At 42.4% G+C, this 21980-nt stretch carries 20 protein-coding genes; 15 read left to right on the plus strand and 5 right to left on the minus strand.

Annotated elements, in window-relative coordinates:
* Positions 1-102: 102 nt before the first annotated feature.
* From pstS to phoU, 5 genes are all read left to right on the plus strand, one after another.
* Positions 103-1269: a phosphate ABC transporter substrate-binding protein PstS gene (gene pstS, locus IEE84_RS00460; protein ID WP_101211185.1), complete on the plus strand. Its 1167-nt coding sequence runs from the start codon at positions 103-105 to the stop codon at positions 1267-1269.
* A 209-nt stretch (positions 1270-1478) separates the two neighbouring features.
* The gene (pstC, locus tag IEE84_RS00465; protein WP_191114511.1) at positions 1479-2432 is read left to right on the plus strand and encodes a phosphate ABC transporter permease subunit PstC; all 954 of its coding nucleotides are present in this window, start codon (positions 1479-1481) and stop codon (positions 2430-2432) included.
* A 61-nt stretch (positions 2433-2493) separates the two neighbouring features.
* On the plus strand, positions 2494-3399 hold the full coding sequence (pstA, locus tag IEE84_RS00470; RefSeq protein WP_191114512.1) for a phosphate ABC transporter permease PstA: 906 nt from the start codon (positions 2494-2496) through the stop codon (positions 3397-3399).
* A gap of 172 nt (positions 3400-3571) precedes the next feature.
* A complete protein-coding gene (gene pstB / locus IEE84_RS00475; RefSeq protein ID WP_101204716.1) occupies positions 3572-4408 on the plus strand; it encodes a phosphate ABC transporter ATP-binding protein PstB in 837 nt (278 codons plus the stop codon).
* A 119-nt stretch (positions 4409-4527) separates the two neighbouring features.
* Positions 4528-5310 carry a phosphate signaling complex protein PhoU gene (gene phoU / locus IEE84_RS00480; protein ID WP_057757817.1) on the plus strand — a complete coding sequence of 261 codons (783 nt, stop codon included), beginning with the start codon at positions 4528-4530 and terminating at the stop codon, positions 5308-5310.
* Positions 5311-5411: 101 nt separating this feature from the next.
* Here phoU and IEE84_RS00485 read toward each other — a convergent pair whose 3' ends face one another.
* Positions 5412-5702 carry an oxidative damage protection protein gene (locus IEE84_RS00485; RefSeq protein WP_057757820.1) on the minus strand — a complete coding sequence of 97 codons (291 nt, stop codon included), beginning with the start codon at positions 5700-5702 and terminating at the stop codon, positions 5412-5414.
* A 317-nt stretch (positions 5703-6019) separates the two neighbouring features.
* Positions 6020-7393, minus strand: a complete 1374-nt coding sequence (gene argH, locus IEE84_RS00490) for an argininosuccinate lyase (RefSeq protein WP_191115321.1) — start codon at positions 7391-7393, stop codon at positions 6020-6022.
* Positions 7394-7725: 332 nt separating this feature from the next.
* On the opposite strand from argH, the gene IEE84_RS00495 reads away from it, so the two are divergent.
* The 6 genes from IEE84_RS00495 (at position 7726) to IEE84_RS00520 (ending at position 13745) form a co-directional block, all read left to right on the plus strand.
* Positions 7726-8658, plus strand: coding sequence for a histidine kinase (locus IEE84_RS00495; RefSeq protein WP_224737802.1), 933 nt, complete (start codon positions 7726-7728; stop codon positions 8656-8658).
* 329 nt (positions 8659-8987) lie between these two features.
* The gene (locus tag IEE84_RS00500; RefSeq protein WP_102078269.1) at positions 8988-9725 is read left to right on the plus strand and encodes a LytR/AlgR family response regulator transcription factor; all 738 of its coding nucleotides are present in this window, start codon (positions 8988-8990) and stop codon (positions 9723-9725) included.
* A gap of 228 nt (positions 9726-9953) precedes the next feature.
* The gene (gene hemC, locus IEE84_RS00505; protein ID WP_191114514.1) at positions 9954-10988 is read left to right on the plus strand and encodes a hydroxymethylbilane synthase; all 1035 of its coding nucleotides are present in this window, start codon (positions 9954-9956) and stop codon (positions 10986-10988) included.
* A gap of 110 nt (positions 10989-11098) precedes the next feature.
* Complete coding sequence (locus tag IEE84_RS00510; protein WP_191114515.1) at positions 11099-12106, plus strand: uroporphyrinogen-III synthase; 1008 nt, start codon at positions 11099-11101, stop codon at positions 12104-12106.
* Between the two features lie 60 nt (positions 12107-12166).
* Positions 12167-13201 (plus strand): hypothetical protein, encoded by a 1035-nt coding sequence (locus IEE84_RS00515; protein WP_191114516.1) that lies wholly within the window; start codon positions 12167-12169, stop codon positions 13199-13201.
* Positions 13202-13253: 52 nt separating this feature from the next.
* Positions 13254-13745, plus strand: a complete 492-nt coding sequence (locus IEE84_RS00520; protein WP_191114517.1) for an acyl-CoA thioesterase — start codon at positions 13254-13256, stop codon at positions 13743-13745.
* Between the two features lie 141 nt (positions 13746-13886).
* On the opposite strand, the gene ribBA is transcribed toward IEE84_RS00520, so the two are convergent.
* On the minus strand, positions 13887-14999 hold the full coding sequence (gene ribBA, locus IEE84_RS00525; protein ID WP_057757842.1) for a bifunctional 3,4-dihydroxy-2-butanone-4-phosphate synthase/GTP cyclohydrolase II: 1113 nt from the start codon (positions 14997-14999) through the stop codon (positions 13887-13889).
* A gap of 346 nt (positions 15000-15345) precedes the next feature.
* Positions 15346-16635 (minus strand): replication-associated recombination protein A, encoded by a 1290-nt coding sequence (locus tag IEE84_RS00530; protein ID WP_191114518.1) that lies wholly within the window; start codon positions 16633-16635, stop codon positions 15346-15348.
* A gap of 437 nt (positions 16636-17072) precedes the next feature.
* Here IEE84_RS00530 and IEE84_RS00535 point away from each other — a divergent pair, with 437 nt between their 5' ends.
* Both IEE84_RS00535 and IEE84_RS00540 read left to right on the plus strand, forming a co-directional pair.
* Entirely contained in the window at positions 17073-17603 is a 531-nt protein-coding gene (locus IEE84_RS00535; RefSeq protein WP_224737805.1) for a type IV secretion protein Rhs, read from the plus strand.
* Positions 17604-17814: 211 nt separating this feature from the next.
* Entirely contained in the window at positions 17815-18747 is a 933-nt protein-coding gene (locus IEE84_RS00540) for a hypothetical protein (RefSeq protein ID WP_191114519.1), read from the plus strand.
* 132 nt (positions 18748-18879) lie between these two features.
* Here IEE84_RS00540 and gltA read toward each other — a convergent pair whose 3' ends face one another.
* The gene (gltA, locus tag IEE84_RS00545) at positions 18880-20160 is read right to left on the minus strand and encodes a citrate synthase (RefSeq protein WP_057757851.1); all 1281 of its coding nucleotides are present in this window, start codon (positions 20158-20160) and stop codon (positions 18880-18882) included.
* Between the two features lie 1017 nt (positions 20161-21177).
* Between gltA and sdhC the strand changes: the two genes are divergently transcribed.
* Entirely contained in the window at positions 21178-21564 is a 387-nt protein-coding gene (gene sdhC / locus IEE84_RS00550; protein ID WP_082624524.1) for a succinate dehydrogenase, cytochrome b556 subunit, read from the plus strand.
* A gap of 2 nt (positions 21565-21566) precedes the next feature.
* A complete protein-coding gene (sdhD, locus tag IEE84_RS00555; protein WP_224737948.1) occupies positions 21567-21971 on the plus strand; it encodes a succinate dehydrogenase, hydrophobic membrane anchor protein in 405 nt (134 codons plus the stop codon).
* The last annotated feature ends 9 nt before the right edge of the window (positions 21972-21980 follow it).

Below are 21980 nucleotides of genomic sequence, written 5' to 3' on the forward strand. Positions count from 1 at the left end.
ATTCTAGAAGTTGTCATTAAACTGTCATAAAGATTTGGCAAGATAACACGCATATCACAAGCAATGCTTTTTTATACCGTTGTTAAACTTCAGGAGTCCTACATGCGTTATTCGTTATTAGCAGTGGCCGTCAGTTGTACATTAATGCTTACGGCGTGTAATAAGTCAACAGATACGGCGGAGCCAACTGCTGATACTAGCAGTAGCGCTGTGACAACAGCTGAAACAACCTCTCAAACAGCATCTTCTGCTACGTCAGATTTTAAATCTGCTGAAAATATCGCTATGAATATTACAGGTGCAGGTGCGTCGTTCCCGCAGCCTATCTATGCGAAATGGTCATATGACTACAATGCTGCGACCGGTGGCCAAGTCAACTATCAGTCGATTGGTTCATCTGGTGGTATCAAACAAATCCAGTCAAAAACAGTAGACTTTGGTGCTTCTGATGCCCCAATGACGCCTGAAGAGTTAGACGAAGCAGGTTTGATTCAGTTCCCAACAGTCATCGGTGGTGTTGTACCAATCGTCAACATCGACGGTGTTGAGCCTGGTGCATTGAAGCTAGACGGCACAACGTTGGCTGATATCTATTTGGGTAAGATTAGCAACTGGAATGACCCTGCAATTAAGGCGATGAACCCAGATTTGACCTTGCCAGATGCCGCAATCACAACGGTATTCCGCTCAGATGGTTCAGGTACGACGTTTAACTTCACTGATTATCTTGCCAAGGTTTCACCAGACTGGAAAGACACTGTTGGCGTTGATAAAACCGTCAAATGGCCGACTTCTGCTACTGGTGCAGGCGGTAAAGGTAACGAAGGCGTTTCAAGCTACGTAAACCGCATGAAAAACTCTATCGGTTATGTTGAGTATGCTTACGCTAAGCAAAATAAGATGTCACATACTGCGCTGAAAAACGCAGCTGGTAACATCGTACAGCCATCTGCTGAGACGTTTGCAGCAGCAGGTGATATCGATTGGTCACAACAAGAAGGCTTTTATAAAGTCATCACGAACTCTGAAACTGACCAAGCATGGCCTATCGCTGCTGCGACCTTTATCTTGGTACATAAGCAACCAGAAAATCCTCAGCAAGTCGCTGGCGTGTTGAACTTCTTTGACTGGGCTTATACCCAAGGTGATGACAGCGCCATGGAACTAGACTACGTACCATTCTCTGACACGGCAGTGGCCTTGTTCAAAGAGAAGTGGAACGAAGTAAAAGGTAGTGATGGACAGCCTGTCTACAAGCCAGCTCAGTAATTTGTTTCTGCTAAATACTATTTAGCAACTGACAAGTTATCCTCTCGAATAACTATTCTCCGGTAGTTGTTTGAGGGGTTTTAACACAGCAAATTTGACGAATACATCTCGATAAATATGCTTACACATCCCATTTAAGTTTGTTGTGTTAAAACCTGAGATACATCTTTTTAATATTTCGATTCATCCCATTCAATGCTGAGACACTTATGACAGACTTAAGGTCCCAACTGGCTAAACAAAAACGTTACGACGCTTTATTTGTGAATTCTACTAAAGCGTTTGCCATACTCGTCCTCCTATCTTTAGGGGGCATTTTGGTGTCTCTAATTGTTGGAGCATGGCCGAGTATTCAAGAGTTTGGTTTGGGATTTTATACCAGCAATAACTGGGATACAGTCGCCAATGAATATGGGGCATTAGCGCCTATTTACGGCACCTTAGTCACGTCATTTATCGCTATTATTATCGCGGTTCCAGTCAGTTTCGGTATTGCGATATTTTTAACCGAGATGTGCCCTAAGTTCCTCAAAAAACCACTTGGTATCGCCATTGAGTTGTTGGCTGGTATCCCATCTATTATTTATGGCATGTGGGGACTGTTCGTATTTGCGCCATTCTTTGGTGATCACATTCAGCCATGGTTCATTGAGCACGTCGGCCCTTTACCTATTATCGGTAAGCTGTTTGCAGGTGCACCTATGGGACTGGGTATGTTTACCGCCTCCCTAGTACTTGCCATTATGATCATACCGTTCATCGCTGCCACCATGCGTGATGTTTTCTCTGTCGTACCAGATTTACTGAAAGAGTCAGCATATGGCATGGGCGCGACGACTTGGGAAGTCATGTTCAAGATTATCCTGCCTTATACCAAAGCTGGTGTCGTTGGTGGCGTAATTTTGGGTCTTGGTCGTGCATTGGGTGAGACGATGGCAGTTACCTTCTTGATTGGTAATGCGTTTAATATCAGTCCAAGCCTATTTACTTCTGGTGTGACGATTACCTCGGCCTTGGCCAATGAGTTTGCTGAAGCGTCTAGTGAGCTACATCTTGCGTCTCTACTACATCTAGGCTTAATCTTATTTGTCATCACCTTCATTGTGCTGTCTTTAGCAAAACTGATGCTCATGCGCATGGATCACAAAGCAGGTAACCGATAAGTCTGTTACCGATTTATTGAACCTTGATAGATATTGATAAAAGATATGGGAAATAAATATTATGCCTGCTAACAATGCGATCAATGCACCACTACCTACTAAGCCAAACGGCGCTACTCGCTACAATCAAAGCCTGTATAACAAGCGTCGTTTGACCAACAAGTTAGGTCTAGGCTTTGCTATGTCAGCGATGGTTTTTGGCCTGTTTTGGTTGTCATGGATTTTGTTGACTTTGTTTGTTGAAGGCTTCCAAGGCATGGTGCAGCTACCAATCTTTACCGCTGATACGCCGCCACCGATGAGTGCGGGCGGTTTACGCAATGCTATCGTTGGTTCGGTCATGTTGGCGTTTTCAGGATTGTTTATCGGTGCACCTATTGGTCTTATGACAGGTATTTATTTATCTGAGTTTTCTAAAGGCAGTATGCTGGGCAAGGTCACTCGCTTTTTAAATGATATTCTATTGTCAGCGCCATCGATTGTCATCGGTCTATTTATCTATGCACTGATGGTAAAAGGTCAAAGTTTCTCTGGTTGGGCAGGCGCGTTGGCATTGGCACTGATTGTTATTCCAGTGGTGGTACGTACGACAGAAAACATGCTGAACTTGGTACCTAATAGTCTACGCGAAGCAGCCTATGCGCTAGGTACCCCTAAATGGAAACTGGTCACTCAGGTTACTGTGAAAGCTGCGCGAGCGGGACTGACCACAGGTGTGCTATTGGCTTTTGCTCGAATCACTGGTGAGACAGCGCCGTTACTATTTACCGCACTTAACAATCAATACTTCAGTACAGATATGGGTCAGCCTATTGCTAACTTACCCAATACCATCTACCAGTTTGCGATGAGTCCTTATGACAACTGGCATACATTGGCTTGGGCGGCAGCACTACTTATCACCGCGTCTGTCCTAGTGTTGAATATTTTGGCAAGATTTATCGGTGGTAGAGGTCAGCCCAAATAAGGGCTGAGAGCAGACCAGACTGTAGTACGCTACACGCTAAGCATTTACTTAAACTTATATGAAATTAATTAAGCTAGGTTGAAATATTATGAATGATGTCCTAAGCAACGTCCGTACGAACACGACTGCTGACAACTTTAATACGGCAACAGGCAGCCTATTAAATAGACCCATGTCTACTAGCGCCCAAGCTCAGCAACCAAACACTGCTGATTTTAATAAGCAAACGATTCAAGATATTCCTAAGAATATGCCTGCTGCAAAAATGGAAGTTCGAGATTTAAATTTCTATTACGATGATTTTCAGGCATTGAAAAACATCAATATCGATATCGCGGATAAAAAAGTGACTGCTTTTATTGGTCCTTCAGGTTGTGGTAAGTCTACGCTACTACGTACCTTTAATCGCATGTACGATCTATATCCAGGTATGCGCGCAGAGGGCAATATCAATCTAGATGGCAAAAACATCTTGGGTAAAGACATCGATGTGAACTTACTGCGTGCACAAGTTGGCATGGTTTTTCAGAAGCCAACGCCGTTCCCGATGTCAATCTATGACAATGTCGCCTTTGGCGTACGACTATACGAAAAATTAAGCAAAGACGAGCTGGATCATCGCGTAGAGTGGGCACTGAAAAAATCAGCGCTATGGCCAGAAGTGAAAGACAAGCTAAAAGCATCAGGACTGTCGTTATCAGGTGGTCAGCAGCAGCGTCTGTGTATCGCACGTAGTGTGGCGACCAAGCCTGAAGTACTGTTGCTTGACGAGCCGACATCAGCGTTGGATCCTATCTCGACGGGTGCTATCGAAGACTTGATCGAAGATCTGAAAAACGACTACACCATCGCCATCGTCACTCACAATATGCAGCAAGCAGCACGCGTATCTGATTATACGGTCTATATGTATCTAGGCGATATGATTGAGATGGGTGAGACCGATCAGATATTTACCAAACCTACCCAAACCGCGACGGAAGACTATATTACAGGTCGTTATGGCTAACATTGATTGAGATTGAAGTCGGTACAAGCAGACAAAGCTGATTTGCATGTCATAAGCCGACTTTCTAACTTCACAAGCACACCGCGCTATTAAAATATAGATTCTAGGGAATACCTCTCATGCAAAGTGATAAGCATATCTCCAAAAGTTTTGACCAAGATCTTGATGAAGCCATCCGTTTATTTTTATACATGGGTGATAGCGCGGCCAACCAAGTGGCCAAAGCTATCCATGCTCTTATCGATAAAGACGAAACACTGGCGCAAGAAGTCATCGATATGGACTTCGATATCAATCGAATGGAGGTCGAACTCGACGAGCACATTTTATTATTGGTTGCCAAGCGCCAGCCAGCTGCCAGTGATTTGCGCTTAGTCATGTCGATCAGTAAAGGTGTGGTTGATTTGGAACGTATCGGCGATGAAGCGGTAAAAATTGCGCGAATGGCCAGTAAAATTGCGGCAGAAGGTAAATCAGCATACGGCTATGCTGAGGTTCAGCATCTGAGTAATCAAGTGCGTCTGATGCTAAACAACTCGCTAGAAGCTTTTAGTCAATCGAATGCGGAGCAAGCGTTTGAAGTGATGCGTAATGACAGCGCGGTCAATACCGAATATCAGTCAGCCATACGCGCCTTGATGACCTATATTATGGAAGACTCGCGCCATGTATCAAAAGTCATCAATATCATGTGGATATTACGATCGCTTGAACGTATCGGTGACCATGCACAAAATGTCGCAGAGCTAGTGATTAACTATATCAGTGGGCAAGACGTACGTCATTCAGACTATGCGATGGTCGAAAAAGCGGTGCAAGAAGCAAATGACCGATTGGCTGCTCGTCAAGTTAGTACATTGTCAGCCAATGAGCTTGAAACGTCAGATAGTGATGAAGGCTAATAGGAAAGACTGTGATTTTCACCTTATAAAAAAACGCGCTATAGTAAGCGCGTTTTTTTATAACTACTAAATGTAGGTAGCTCGTAGAAGGTGAGTAAATACTAACTTTCAGGTGTCCAACCTTGTGCGCGCTCATAGTCTTCATTGTCTAAGAACTTATCACGCTGCTCTGTTAAAAACTTTTTAGCAGCAGGATCCATCATGCTTAGATGATTTTCATTGATGAGCATCGTTTGATGCTCAAGCCATTCTTTCCACGCCTTTTCAGATACGGTCTCTTGCAGCTCTTGACCTTTTTTATTAGGGAAGGGTGGATGCGGCATTTTCGGCAAATCTTGCTTATATTTACGACAAAACACAGTATTTGCTTGAGGGTTAAAAGTCTCAGTCATAAGGCATTCCTTATTCATTATATTAAGTGGTTAAATCAAATATCATATGAGTCTATGATAACGGTCTTGGTAGATTTAGCAAAGGGTACTAATGTATAGCGTCAAGCCTCTATCCATTTGTTATAAAGTCTCTGGTAGTTGGTGTATGACAAATATTATCTACGTTTAACCTTTTTATTTAGGTTTTTAAAGCTAGTGATATTTTGAAAATAACATTGGCCAAACCAGTAGAGGTCATAGGACAAATAAAAACACCCGCAGAAGTAGCGGGTGTTAAGTTTATATTAGCAAGTTGGCTGTTATTTGCAAATTAATGATTAAGCAAAGGCTTTTAAGCGAGCGCGGCCATTGACCACCGCTTGCTTGACTTGGTTTGGTGCAGTGCCACCTAGATGGTCACGAGCTGCTAATGAGCCTTCTAGCGTTAGATAGTCAAAGACATCCTCACCGATAGCATCGCTAAATTGCTGTAGCTGTGCCAATGACAAATCACTTAGATCAACACCCTCTTTGATGCCTAAAGCAACAGCGTTACCAACCACTTCATGGGCGTCACGGAATGCCACGCCTTGACGTACTAAGTAATCTGCCAAGTCAGTCGCAGTCGCATAGCCTTTCATCGTAGCAGCGCGCATGCTCTCCTTGTTTGGTGTGATATTCGGTAGCATATCAGCAAATGCTAATAGCGAACCTGTCAACGTATCAACGCAATCAAACAAAGGCTCTTTGTCTTCTTGATTGTCTTTATTGTAGGCGAGTGGCTGGCTTTTCATTAGGCTAAGTAAAGTCATCAACTGACCAAAGACACGTGCCGCTTTACCGCGTACCAACTCAGGTACGTCAGGATTTTTCTTTTGCGGCATGATCGATGAGCCAGTACAGAAGCGATCTGGTATTTGCACAAAATTAAACTGCGCTGACATCCAAAGAATAATCTCTTCGCTCATACGCGACATATGCATCATGAGAATAGATGCTGCTGAAGTAAACTCAATCGCAAAATCACGGTCTGAAACGGCATCGAGTGAGTTTTGGCAAATACCTTCAAAACCTAGTAGTTCAGCAGTGATGGTACGATCGATTGGGAAAGTCGTACCAGCAAGCGCTGCGCTACCAAGTGGCATCTGATTGATACGGCGACGTGCATCGACAAGACGCTCAGTATCGCGATACAACATCTCAAACCATGCCATCACGTGATGCCCAAAGCTAACAGGCTGTGCTGTTTGCAAATGAGTAAAGCCTGGCATGATAGTATCAGTATGTTGCTCAGCCAAATCAAGTAAACCACTTTGCAAACGTACTAATAATTCAATGATACTATCAGTCTCTTCGCGCAACCATAGGCGAATATCTGTGGCTACCTGATCGTTACGGCTACGACCAGTGTGTAGCTTTTTACCAACAGCACCTACAATATCAGTCAGACGTGATTCGACGTTCATATGCACGTCTTCAAGGGCGATTGACCAGTTAAACTCACCCGCTTCAATCTCGCGCAATACTTGCTGCAGGCCATCGATAATGGTGGCAACTTCATCAGCAGTTAGAATGTCACATTCTTTTAGCATCGTTGCATGAGCAATCGAACCTTGAATATCGTGACGAGCAAAGCGTTGGTCAAAGCCCACAGAGGCAGTAAAGGCAGCTACGAAGCTATCTGTCGCTTCACTGAAGCGTCCGCCCCACATTTGTTGGCCTTGACTACTCGCAGGCGCAGTCTGCGTTGTGGTACTTGTTATAGGAGCATCTGTGCTAAAATCAGAGTCAGATGAACTTTTACTTGATTCAGGATTACTAGGTTTTGAAGAATTGGCGTTCATATCAGTACAAGACAAGTCAAAAGAATAAGAACTCGAGTATAGCAAATGATGAGGTTGCCTTACTAGCTACACGCTTAGAGTTTTTTATTCCTAAACTCATGGAAATCATGAGGCCTTGGCAGTGGCTGACATATATCTTTTTTTGGTCCTTGTTCCTAACGGTAATGGAGCGCCATAGCTTAGCCACTTGGTCAGACTTCATGATTCAGCTTGTACGTAGCTTCACTCAAAATGCTCTGACAGTTATCCCGTCACTTTATCTAGTTGACTACCTACGCCCTGCCTTCAAAAACGCCAGTATTCTTAGCGTAAGTATGCGGATTGTATTGTTACTGATGTTTGCTGCTGCAGTTTCGATGGCGTTAGTTACATTATCTATGATTAATTTCGGTTGGCTAACATATGATAGTCGCACGTTTGTATTAAATATCGTGCTCAATACAGTGTTGGCGGGTGGTTTTACAACTGTATTTTTATTATATTTTTTGCGCAGCTATCGTGAGCTCAATGCACTTAAGCTGTCCTTTGAATATAAATTAACCGCGCAAAACGACCTAATCAAAGCCCGTACGGCTCCACACTTTTTCTTTAATACTATCAATACACTCGTATCACTGATTGAATCGAACCCGCCTAAAGCCGCTGACTTATTACAGCACGTCTCTGCACTATTCCGTGCTAGTTTTAGCGGTACACGCGAGATTAGCTTTGAAGAAGAGGTAGATCTCTGTGAGCATTATTTGGCAATCGAATCTAGTCGTCTGGCAGACAAGCTCGAAGTTAATTGGAAGTTGCCTGATGAAGATATCATGTACGATATGGTTATCACTGCGCTAACGCTACAAAGCGTTCTAGAGAAAATACTGCTTAATGTGGTAGAAATGACCACAGAAACTATCTGCATTAATATCGAAGTCACGTGGGAACAACACCGAGTTAAAATTATGATTGATGTTGCGCTTCCCAAAAAGACATTAATCATCAATCATGATTTGCGCCAACATATGAATTTCTATATTCAAGCTGATCGTTTGCGCGCCCATTTTGGACAAAGTGCTGACATTCAAAGCTCGGTAGCCAGCACTCAAATTATCACCATCATCGACTATCCTCTACAAGACGTCGGTTTATAACCTACTGTTCTTTATTAACTTTCTCCATTCTTTTAACTCTTAAAAGCCTATGTGGCATACTTATTGCAGAACCATGTATAGGTATCATTATTTATTTTTGATAAATAATGATTACGAATCATTAATATCATAACTACCGTGAAACACAATTACACCATATAAAATCTACCGATAGCAGGAATATATTGTCCGCTATAAAAACTGGTGGTTTTTGTCAGAATTTTATTAAATAATTTAGATTTTATATTCTAAGTGATTGATAATGAGTGCTAATATAGCCGTAATACTATTGAAAAAAATATTAAGTATGTCCTTGGATGGGAGTTTGCATGCGTATCGTAGTTTGTGATGATGAGCCCCTAGCGCGTGAGCGCTTGGTGAGAATTGTACAGGAGTCAGGCCATGAGGTAGTTGCTCAGGCCACAACAGGTGCAGAAGCCATCGTCGCTGTAAAAACCCAGCAGCCAGATATTATATTATTAGATATCCGAATGCCTGAAATGGACGGAGTGCGCTGTGCTCAAGAGCTTGCCAAACTTGAGCATCCACCAGCGATTATCTTTGTGACGGCATACGACCATTACGCGATCGCAGCGTTAAAAGCCAATGCAATTGGCTATTTGCTGAAACCTGCGAACAAAGATGAGCTACTAGAAGCATTAAACAAAGCAAAGAACTTAAATGCCGCTCAACTAAATGAAATTCGCAAGCTTGAAGACCCGACAGCACGCCCGATACGTGAACATATCGCTGCTCGTACGCATCGCGGTGTTGAACTGATTAAGCTAAAAGATATCTACTATTTTGCAGCAGATCAAAAATACGTCAAAGTGCGTCACAAAGACGGCATGGTATTGATTGATGAAACGCTAAAAGAGTTAGAGCAAGAATTTGATGATCGTCTGTTCCGAGTACATCGCAATGCCATCATCAACCTTAGTTATTTGGACTTTTTAGAAACTTTGGATGCAGGCCAGTATCAGATACGTTTTAAAGGTATTGATGAGACGCTAGCGGTCAGTCGTCGCCACTTACCTGCCTTACGTGATAAAATCCAAAGCATGTAATAGGCTGTCCTGATAGCGACCAATCATTCCATATCATCAAACCCTTATTTATGCTTAAATAGGGGTATTTTTTTGCGTCAGCATCTACTATTAATCATTTGAGTCGCCTATGCTTTGGCAAATTTGCCCTATCGAGTAATATCGATATTAGTCAGTATAAAGATGAACAGTACTGACATTAGGACTATAGCCACTACAATATTAATATCGAACTTATTGAGGCCCTTTATGAGCAATCCGCAGCAACCTGTTTTGACTACTTTAAATATCGCCACACGTCAAAGTCCTCTAGCCTTATGGCAGGCTGAGCATATTCGTGATCGATTATTGGCGTTGTATCCTAATCTAACGATTAATTTACTAAAAATTGTCACTAAGGGTGACAAGATTTTGGACACACCTTTGGCCAAAATTGGTGGTAAAGGATTGTTTGTAAAAGAGCTTGAACAAGCACTGTATGATAAACAAGCCGATATTGCAGTGCACTCGCTAAAAGATGTACCCATGCAGCTTCCCGAAGGTCTCACATTAGGTGTCTACTGTAAACGCGCCTCACCAACAGATGCCTTTGTCTCAAACACTTATAATAGTATTGATGAGTTACCACAGGGTGCGGTCGTTGGGACGTCAAGTTTACGTCGTCAATGCCAGATCAAAGCCTATCGACCTGACCTGCAAATCAAAACCTTGCGCGGCAATGTTGGCACTCGTTTGGGCAAGCTAGATGCTGGTGAATATGATGCCATTATTCTGGCAACAAGCGGCTTGCAACGTATTGAGCTAAACGCGAGAATACGCGGTGAGCTTGATATCGCGGCTTGCTTACCTGCAGTTGGGCAAGGTGCCTTAGCAATCGAATGCCGTGAAGGCGATGAAGAGGTACTTAAATTACTTGCACCACTCAATGATGATAAAGCCCGTATTCGACTTATCGCTGAGCGTGCTCTGAACCGTCATCTAGAGGGCGGTTGCCAAGTACCGATCGCCGCTTATGCAGTTTTGCAGACAGCTGAAGAAACCAGTGTTAATAATGATAACAATGGTGATAATGGTAATAACGACAACGGTAATGTGCTGTGGCTACGCGGTCGAGTAGGTCAAGCCGATGGTAGCGAATTGTTGAAGGCAGACAAACGAGCTACGTTGATTGGGACACAAGCCGAGCAAGAAGCCCAAGCCAACCAACTAGGTATCGATGTTGCAGAAATGCTACTTGCTGATGGCGCAGGCGCTATTTTGTCAGCTATTTATCAGCCTGAGTAGTACAAGTACAGTCGCTATAGGTTTGATTAACCGTAAGATAGGCTGATCTAAGCATCAGCCATTTTTGTAGGCTTGAACTTTTTTCATTCTTTTTTTGTCATGGTATACATATGTCATCACTGCCAACTCAGTCTACATACGTAACTTCTCATAAGAATTATGCTAATGATAAGTCAAAAGTAATGCCGCAAATTGTCATCAATACTCGCCCAGTAGAGCGAGCAGCACCGTTGACTCAGCATTTACAAGCGGCAGGATTGACAGCGATTGATATACCGATGTTGACGCTACGACCACGTCCAACAACTGATATAGATATTGCATTAATGCATCAGTGGTTGGCGGGGGAGTACAAAGTGCTTGTTATCGTCAGCCCAACTGCGGCAGCTTCAGGGTTAGCCGTTTGGCAATCACTCGACCATAAATATAAAGAGCATGAATACAAAGCAGAAGACAGTAGTGACAAGTACGAACAGAATTTACTAGAAGGTTTGTCACTACCTAGTCCTCTGGTTGCGGTTGGTGAAGCAACGGCGGCAGAGTTCAGTCAGGTGCGTATAGATACAACAAGCTATCAAATACTTCAGCCTGAGACGGCCAATAACGAAGGCATGCTAGCAATGCCTGAAATCGATAGCTTACAAGCAGGCGATAAATTGCTGATATGGCGCGGGCTTGGTGGACGACGATTATTGGTTGATACATTGCAGGCGCGCGGTGTACATATCGATAGTATTGCTTGGTACGAGCGTACAATGCCTATCGATGCAATGGCTGAGTATCAGCAGTGGCAACAAACATTTCTTACTCATAGTACTGCGTCAGATATTGCCCTACTAAAGCAGTCAAAGCCAATAGTCGTAATCAGTAGTGCGGCAGCTTTTGAGCATTGGTCAAATATCGTCAATAATGGCCAATCAAAGATAATAAACAAAGAGCAAGATTCTGATGCAGTGGCTAATACAACACAGCTTCTATCGCTTACGTTAAAAGATTTTTCTTACGTTGTGTTGGGTGAGCGTTTGGCCAATATGGTTGCCGCACAGCAGTTGAGCTACTGGCGAGTAGAGGATTTGTCGCCAGCTACGATTCTCTCAGCCATTCATTCTAAAATATAATACTTTAAACTTTCCATTTGCTTTAAACATGTTTATCTATACCAATAACGGTACTGCCTTATGTCAATGAATTCTGAGTCCTTATCTAAGGATCCTTCAACTGTTCAGCAGCGCCGGCAAGCAAATATTTTGCTGCTACGGATGCAATGGCTGGTTATCTTATTACTGATCGCTGCATTATTGTGGCTATATATTAGTCAGCAGCGCTTTCAGCATAGTGTCAACGATCGTTTGCAAAGTAATGAGCAAGTAATCAGTCGATTAAACGAAATGGACGATCGTCTATTTGCTATGAGTCAGCAGACGCTGCCAGAACCTAGAGTTAAAGCGAGTAGCCAAGCTCAGAATCAGTTGGACCTATTGCGTATCCAAATTAAAGCGGCTGATAGACTGTTGGCGGATAGTAATGACAGTGCCGCGATTGAGTTATTGCGAGGTCTACATTGGCAGTTATCGCAAAGCAGTAATGAGATTGCGCCTGCGCTCACCATCGTTATTAAGCAAAGTTTGCTCAAAGATATTGAGCGTCTGCAGGCCCAAAGCTCTCAGCCAAGCCCATGGCAAATACAAAATCTTGCGATTCAAAACATTCAGGAATTTTTGCATAGTCATGAGCGTCTTGGCAGCTATGAAGGTACGGATTTACAGCGTCGAGAGCTGGTAGATGCAGCTATTGAAAATAAACAGCAGCTCAAAACAACCAATGCTACTGATGCCCCAGCGGATAGTGATACAAACTTAACGCGTCGTCAGCTCACTATTCATGAAGTCATCATGACGTTAAATTTAGCAAGCCAAGCCAGTAATATGCGTAAGCAGGATCAACTGGTCAGCTATTTGACGCAAGCACGCAAACAGTTAAAAACGTTGGTGCCTAAGGCCTCAACTAGCGACAATAAAAAGTCAGTACAAGCTGGCGCGATTGGCATTGTACAAGCTGATAAAAAACCAATCGATGGTCAAAGTAATCTTGAGACAATGAAAGCGCCGAGTGACATACCAGAAGTAATTGTATGGCTAAATCAGTTGATTGCTCATGCACCCAAACCAACGCCATTATTGACGACAGAAATTTTGGATAAGCCGCAACGCTAACGAGAGCTAGTCACAATAGTTAATACGGAAAATATAAAACGTAAGGTAAGCAATGACCCATTTTAATGAAAGCTCAACATCTATGTTTGATGCAGCAAACGAACACCGCCCTGAATTACTAGCTCATTATCCTGTTATTCATCATCAGCCGATACAGTGGGGTGAGATGGATGCCTTCAATCACCTGAATAATGTGGTTTACTATCGTTACGCTGAGTCAGCACGCATTAGTTATTTGCATGCGCTAGGTATGTTTGATGGGAGTATGGTCACTGTTTTAGCCCAGTCTAGCTGTCAGTATTTACGCCCAGTTACCTATCCTGATACGTTATTGTTAGGAGTTCGTTGTAAGCGTTTGGGCAATACGAGTATGGCGATGGAATATAGTTACTATAGTACCGCGCAAGAAACAATCGTTGCTACGGCAGAGGCCGTGGTAGTGCGTCTGGATAGTGATGGAAAAGGTAAATTGCCATGGACAGCGGCAGAGCGTCAACAGCTGCTAGCACTGGAAGCCAAGTTTGGTCATACGCCTAAGCTTTAGGTTGGTTCCTATGTGAGTCGATTGTTCATTTCTTGAAAAAAGTTATCATAAAGTAAAAGCTAAAAACAAAAAAGGCACGCTAACATAATGTCAGCGTGCCTTTGTTATCACTCATTCTGCAACTATTTTCTTAAATAGTCGTTAATCTTGCTGCGGTGCATGAACAAAATCAACCACGTTTAGATCGAAACCTGACAATGCAAAAAACTTCATTGGTGATGACAATAAGCGCATATCACGGACACCTAAATGACGTAATATCTGTGCACCAACGCCGATACTACGATAAGGTTGCTGCGTGATGGTTGATTGCGACTCGTTGTCCGCGGCTTTGTCTAACGCATCTCCCAAATCAACTGGCTGATTGCTACCAATCCATACCAGCACACCGCGATCTGAAGCACTGATTTCTTCTAGTGCTGATTGTACGCTCCAGCCACTACGGCCAGTCATATCGTTTTTAGCTGCAAATAAATCGCGTAATGGGTGAAAGCCATGTACGCGTACAGTGCTGACGCCTTCGCTAACATCACCTTTTACCAAGGCTAAATGTGTTTCTTCAGCGCCAAACTCACGGAAGCGATGTAGCGTAAAAGTACCGTGTTCAGTTTCAAAAGGATGTGACTCAATTTCTTCTACTGTTTGCTCATTAGCGATACGGTAGTTGATAAGGTCAGCAATCGTGCCTATCTTGATGTCATGCTCTTTTGCAAATATTTCAAGGTCGTCACGGCGCGCCATCGTACCATCTGCATTGATAATCTCTACAATCACCGCTGCAGGCTCTAGACCCGCTAAACGTGCTAAATCACAACCTGCTTCTGTATGGCCTGCACGGTGCAGAACACCGCCGTTTTGTGCCATAATTGGAAAAATATGTCCAGGCTGAACAATGTCTTCAGGCTTTGCTGATGAAGATACCGCTGCCTGAATAGTACGTGCACGATCACCTGCAGAAATACCGGTGGTGACGCCTTCAGCCGCTTCAATCGAGACAGTAAAGTTGGTGCTAAACTTCGCCTCGTTACGATCTGACATCAGTGGCAGTGCCAATTGCTGGCAACGCGCTTGTGATAAGGTCAAACAAACCAAGCCGCGTGCGTGAGTAATCATAAAGTTAATATCTTCAGGGCGGACATGCGTCGCTGCCATGATGATATCACCTTCATTTTCGCGGTCTTCATCATCCATCAAGATGACCATTTTTCCAGCACGAATGTCTTCGATAATCTCAGGGATTGCATTTAAACTCATAGTAAATCTCAATATTTTATTATTTATAAATAGGTGTCATTTAGAATATAAGGCTCTATCTGCTTATTGTAGCAATAGATAATACAAAGCGCTGTTACGGTCAAGCAAAGCGCTACTACGGTCAAGTAAATCGCGTTATAAGCAATATAATTTGATATAAAAGTGACTCGCTTAATTGCTTGTATATATCATTATGAGGTTATTTTAACGCTTTTCAGCGTCACGTGCTGCGCCATCTTCCCACTATATCGTTCAGTATGTCAAAAATAGTCATAAATATTATTAATGAACATTAAAACTGACTCGTAAATCTGTGCGTTATCTTTTTTATTGATCTATATCGTAGTTAGTCATTGCTCGCAGCTTGGCTTTTTAACCAATCCATAAACTGCTTACTGTGCTGTTCTCGCTGATTATCTGCAAACTCATAAAAACTGGTACCAACCAAATTATCTGGTAAGTAGCTTTGAGGATAGTAATGGTTAGGATAATCGTGCGGGTAAGCATAACCTTGACCGTAGCCTTGACTACGCATCAGTTTCGTGACGCCATTGCGCAAATGTAGCGGTACAGATGAGGCATCTTTTTCAGCCAACGCCATTGCAGCATTGATCGCTTTGTAAGTGCTATTACTTTTGGCACTGGTCGCTAGATACACCACAACTTGACCTAAAATAATACGCGCCTCTGGCATACCTATGGATTGCACACTACGCAATGCTGCATCAGCTAGGAGTAAGGCATTAGGATTGGCATTACCAATATCTTCACTGGCCAAAATCACTAAGCGCCGCGCAATAAAATCAGCAGGTTCGCCGCCTACGAGCATACGTGCCATCCAATACAATGCCGCATCTGGATCTGAGCCGCGGACGGACTTTATCATCGCTGAGATAATATCGTAATGCTGCTCACCATCTTTGTCATATCTTACCAAAGCAGTCTGTGCCACTCGGCTGACCAATTCATCATTGATAATCACTGGCGACTGCTTGGTATCAGCGGTCTGAATGGCTAGCTCTAATAAATTTAGCGCTTTTCTAGCATCACCATGGGACAGCTGGCTGATGGTATCTTTTGCTTGTAAGTCGACGGTTAGTTTTTTGAGGATATTGTCTTCTGAAAGCGCTCGTTGCAGCACGGTACTTATCTGCTCAGGTGTTAACGGCTCTAAACGATAAACTTGGCAACGTGATAGTAGAGCGTTGTTGACACTAAATGATGGGTTCTCCGTAGTGGCACCAATCAAGGTAATATCACCAGACTCTACCGCACCCAAAAGTGCATCTTGCTGTGCTTTATTAAAGCGATGAATCTCATCAATGAAGACCACAGGTGATTCAAATGCCAACGAATCTTTATTATCTAGGACTTCACGTAACTGTTTAACGCCAGTATTTAACGCGGAAAGCGCATGAAAAGGTCGACTAACGGCATCGGCTAACAACATCGCAATGGTTGTTTTGCCAATACCTGCTTCACCGTGCAGGATAATAGATGGCAGATGCCCTTGCTCTACCAAACGTCGTAACGGTGCACCAGTTGCCAGCAAATGCTCTTGACCAATAATATCGGTAAGAGAAGTAGGGCGCATACGCTGAGCAAGTGGGGTATCGGCATGGAAGTTAGGTGGCATAAGACTCTCTATCGAAAAATGAAAAAACTATTTACTAGCTGCAAAAGTAGTAACGGCAAGGTCTCTATAGTTAAATCCAAATAACAGCATACTAGGCTAACTTCACCATTCTCATTGGATTTTAACACTCGTATACGTTTGGCATGATTTTCGCAGCAATTTTATAATAGCAATGAGTATTAGACATCAGCAGTAGAAGTAGGCTAGTTTATAAGGATGGTACTTGTTATAAATCATACGCGCTAGGTTAACGCAAAAATATGTTAATGAAAGCTAACTAAGCGTATAGCTTGTGTCCCGAGCGCTTTAGTTTTCATCATTCATCTATATTAACGGCTCTACTATTAACAGTTCTACCGTATTGATGACAAAGGTTGGCCAATCGCGACTATTAACTATTAAAAATGGCTTATCAAATATAAGGTATTGCATTAACGATGTCTGAACCGACTCTTAAACGCTTATTCAATAGCTACTGGCGTAGTGATACAGGTAAGCAGCAGTCACGTTATCTGACAGCTGGCGAGATAGCGTTGGCGTATTCAGTATTTGGTGACAGCATCAAACTTGATGAAGTGCAGTTAAAGACAGCGTGGTGGGTACTAAAACATTATGCCGTTAGCCCCAATGGCAATATCTACTTTAATTCAGTCGATTGGATTACGGATTTTAGCGAGGCTCCACTGAGTAAACAAAGCTGGCTTATACATGAGCTAACACACGTATGGCAGTTACAGCAAGGCTTAAAAGTGGTACGCGGAGCGATTATCAACCGAAAATACGACTACGTGTTAGAAACAGGCAAATCATTTTTTAAGTATGGTATTGAGCAGCAGGCACGCATGGTACAAGACTATTTTGTACGTCGTCATCGTGGTCAGAATTGCCAAGAGTGGGAAGCTTGTATTCCATTTTTGACAGAGCAGCCTATTAAGGCAAAAAATACTGATAATCCATCAATCATCTAATTTTTAAAAGTAACAGTAAGCTTGGCTATGATAAGTCATAACCGAACTATAGAACGATACATCAACTGAAACACAGGTCAGTTGGATAAATACTGGATAACTATATTGGACGATTTAATAGTCAGTTGTGTTTCTAAAAATCAAAGAATAATGAACCGCAATTGTAATTTACCCTTTAATAATTTTGCTTTACCAAAGGATATGTACTCTCATGTTTAAATTTTTGTCAGTAAAGCCTAATGTTGATACCCGCTACCCACCGACTCTGCTTGTAGCCGCACTGTCAGGAGTGTTGTTTTTGACAGGCTGTCAGCAGTCTGACACATCACCTGTGGCTGATGACAGTCAAACCAGTGAAAAAACAAGCGTAGAAGACAGTCAGCCTATGCCAAAAAGTGACTCAGCTGCTGCGCGCATAAAACAATTTCAGCCGATATATGTCGCACAGGCGCAGAGCTTACAGAGACGATTGCAAGCAGAGTATGAGTCATTGCAAGCGGCAGATGCGTCAGACAGTGAGGAGCTTTTATTACTGAATACTAATAATAGTGAAAATACAGATAGTAATAACGAAGTAGCGACCGATAATACCGCTCCTAACGTAAATACTACCGCTACCAGTTCTGAAGAAGTGGTGTCATCGAATATCGATATCGCCCCGATAGACAGCAATCCAAATGTAGATGCAGAGGTTGACGTCAATACTAGCATTGAAGTTGGTGAGCGTGACTTAACGGTGTTAAAACGTATCAGTCTTGAGCCGCGTAAACCTGTTATGTTGACTGAGGACCAAATTATAGAACGCTATCAGCAAACCATGGACGCTTTATATCAACCGGTGACAACACCGCTGAGCGCAGAGGATTCTGATACATTAATCAATGTGGCGACCTTGGTTCCGCAGTTATTTGAGCATGCAGAGATTGCTGGTAGAGTAAGTGCAAAAAGTCCGGCACTTGCCCGTTTAATTATTCAGCATCAGGTATGGGAACAAATAGAAGCTCAACAAGTGGTTGATATGCAGCAAATGAAACAGAAGCAGCAACAAGAGTTTGAAGCGTTAATGGCTAAGTTTAATGAAACTATTGAAGGATACGATGAACAGATTGCCAAATATGAGCAAACGTTAAAAGAGTTTCAGTAACTGACTATAATTTTATAAACTGATTGAGTTAGTCATTTCTCATAAAACAGCCAGTATTGAATAAAGAGAGTCAAGACAATAAAAAATCCCGCACGATGGCGGGATTTTTTATTGGATAACGATTATTTTTGCTTACTTGCGATCTTCAACTTTTACAAAATCACGGCGCGTTTCACCAGTGTATAACTGACGTGGACGACCGATTTTGAACGGTGCACTGTGCATTTCTAACCAATGGCTGATCCAACCTGAAGTACGAGCCAATGCAAAGATTACGGTAAACATTGACGTTGGGATACCGATAGCTTTCAAAATGATACCAGAGTAGAAATCAACGTTTGGATATAGGTTACGCTCGATGAAGAACGGGTCTTCTAACGCAATTTTCTCTAGTGCCATTGCCAATTCAAGCTTAGGATCGTTGATACCTAGTGCTTCTAGTACTTCATCACAAGTCTCTTTCATTACTTGAGCGCGTGGATCGAAGTTTTTGTAGACACGGTGACCAAAGCCCATTAGCTTCACTTCACGGCTTTTCACTTTTTCCATGAACTCAGGCACGTTCTCAACAGTACCGATTTCATCTAGCATCTCAAGAACAGCTTCGTTCGCGCCGCCATGTGATGGTCCCCAAAGGGCTGCGATACCAGCAGCAATACACGCATAAGGGTTTGCGCCAGTAGAACCAGCTAAACGTACCGTTGACGTAGAAGCGTTTTGCTCATGGTCAGCGTGCAAGGTAAAGATTTTGTCCATTGCGCGAGTGATAACGTCGTTTTTCTCATAGTCTACATCAGCAGGCGTTGCAAACATCATGTATAAGAAGTTTTCTGCATAGTTAAAGTCGTTACGCGGATACATGAACGGTTCGCCTTGTGAGTATTTATAACTCATCGCAGCAAGCGTAGGCATCTTAGCAATCAAACGAATAGCTGTGATTTCGCGATGTTCTTCATTGCTCACGTCTAGATCTTCATGATAGAACGCTGATAAGGCACCAACGACACCAACCATGATAGCCATTGGATGCGCGTCACGGCGGAAGCCTTCAAAAAACTTACGCAATTGATCATGAACAGGAGTATGCTCGCGGATTTTTTCAAAAAATTCTGCTTTTTGCTCAGCAGTAGGTAGGTCACCATGTAAAAGTGCATAAGCAACTTCTAGGTATTCAGCATTGTTCGCTAGCTCGTCGATAGGGTAGCCGCGGTGTAATAACTCGCCTTTGCCACCATCAATATAAGTAATCTTTGATTCAACAGGAGCAGTTACTTTAAAACCAGGGTCATAAGACCAAAATCCTGATTCTTGTAAAGCAGCAATATCGATAACTGGGCGCCCTAAAGTACCTTTAATAATAGGAAGTTCGTATTCTTCACCATTCACGGTTAGTTTGGCATTAGTATCAGCCATAAATTGCTCTCCATTGGTTTGACTTGTTAGAATAAATTACTACAGACGCATACCCTCGCGTCATTGTCGGTTGAACGGTAAAAGTGCATTCAACTCATTTAGTACGCAGGGTATATTAGCAGCAATTCTTGATGATTTGAAAAAACTTTTATGGACCATGTGTCCAATTGGCGCGGTGTGGCGGTAGTTATTCGCTGTAATTTTTGTATCAAAATATGTCTGTCGGGTTATTTTGCTTAAAATTCCTCTATTTTTGAGCAAGTTTATAGCAGCATTATCGAGCCAATATTTTGGGTTTCTAAACATATTTTAGAGACAAAACTCATAAATAATGACACCAAAAACTGGCAGACTATGCCTAGTAAGCGGATTAAAGTTTGTCATAATAATCAATGTTAAAACTAGCATTATTCTTATCCATTCATTTATTGATTAAATATGTATATATTCTTACTGAATGGATAAATTTGTAATTATTGCTCAGGCATTTTATAATTGTAGGAATTAACTGGCACTAGCTTTGCGCGAATTAATAAATGACCATGTTATAGTGTCGTTCAGAGCGTCTTCTATTCATGCTTATTTACGATTGTCTGGTGTTACGATAGACCAAACCGCATTCTATGGTTTGAAATTTCTTCTTAACCAATCTTTTTTATTTGTTTAGCACAAGATTTCAAGTGCCTAATATAAGGTCTGCTCTGATATAGAAGACATAGTAACGTTGTCTTACTATTCATACGACCTCTAAAATAGACTGGTTAGTCGATGTTACTCATGTTTATTCTCTTTGTTGTATAATAGATAGGTTGTTTGATAGGCCTGTCGATTTGACAAGCGACATTGAACAGTCTATCAATACCTTTATATACATGATCCTTTCTTCATATTTAGCGCAAACTAAACGAAGTCAGCTAGCTCTTCCTTACTTTATTCGTCTCGTGTGTTGCTCAATGCTCAATTGGCACTATTTATGTCAGGCGTTGATAGCAGATACAGGAGTATAACCGCAAAAGGATGCCCGCTGTGAAAAGCAACCGACCTATTGATCTGCCTTTAAGCCAAGTGATTAGCGTTAATCGCTCACCGATCGCGATCGCCTCTATCTTGCATCGTATCTCTGGCATTATTTTATTTTTATTGATTCCTGTCATGTTATGGATACTACAGAACTCATTGGCATCGCCTGAGAGTTTTGCGACCGTATTTGACAATGTACTTGTGCGCTTTTTGGCATGGATATTTGTTGCCGCTATTGCATATCATTTTGTAATGGGTATCAAACATTTATTTGCTGATATGGGCATGAACGAAGAGCTAAAATCTGGCCGCACTGCCTCTATGGTCAGTTTTGTGATTGCAGCGATTTTAGTTGTCGCGTCATTTGTATGGGTGATGTTCTAATGATAAAAAATGATTCAGGAATCAAAAGTGCTACTGGTCTGACAGGTTCAGGCTCACGTGATTGGATTGTCCAGCGTATTAGTGCTGTTGTTTTAGCCGTTTATAGTGTGGTATTGCTGGGCTTCTTTTTGACCCATGGTGATGTCACTTTTGTTGAATGGTCATCATTTATGACCAGCCTACCGATGCGTCTATTCAGCTTGGTTGCAGTACTTGCCCTAGCTGGTCATGCTTGGGTTGGGATGTGGACAGTATTTACTGACTATATTACATCTGGCAAGATGGGTGAAAGTGCGCCAAGACTACGTTTGGTATTACAGACTTTGATGATTATCGCTATTTTAGTATTTCTATTTTGGGGCATCATGATTTTTTGGGGTAACGGTTTCGGTATCGCTGCCGTTTAACCATCTCAT

This window comes from Psychrobacter sp. 28M-43 (assembly GCF_014770435.1).
In the GTDB taxonomy this organism is placed as follows: domain Bacteria; phylum Pseudomonadota; class Gammaproteobacteria; order Pseudomonadales; family Moraxellaceae; genus Psychrobacter.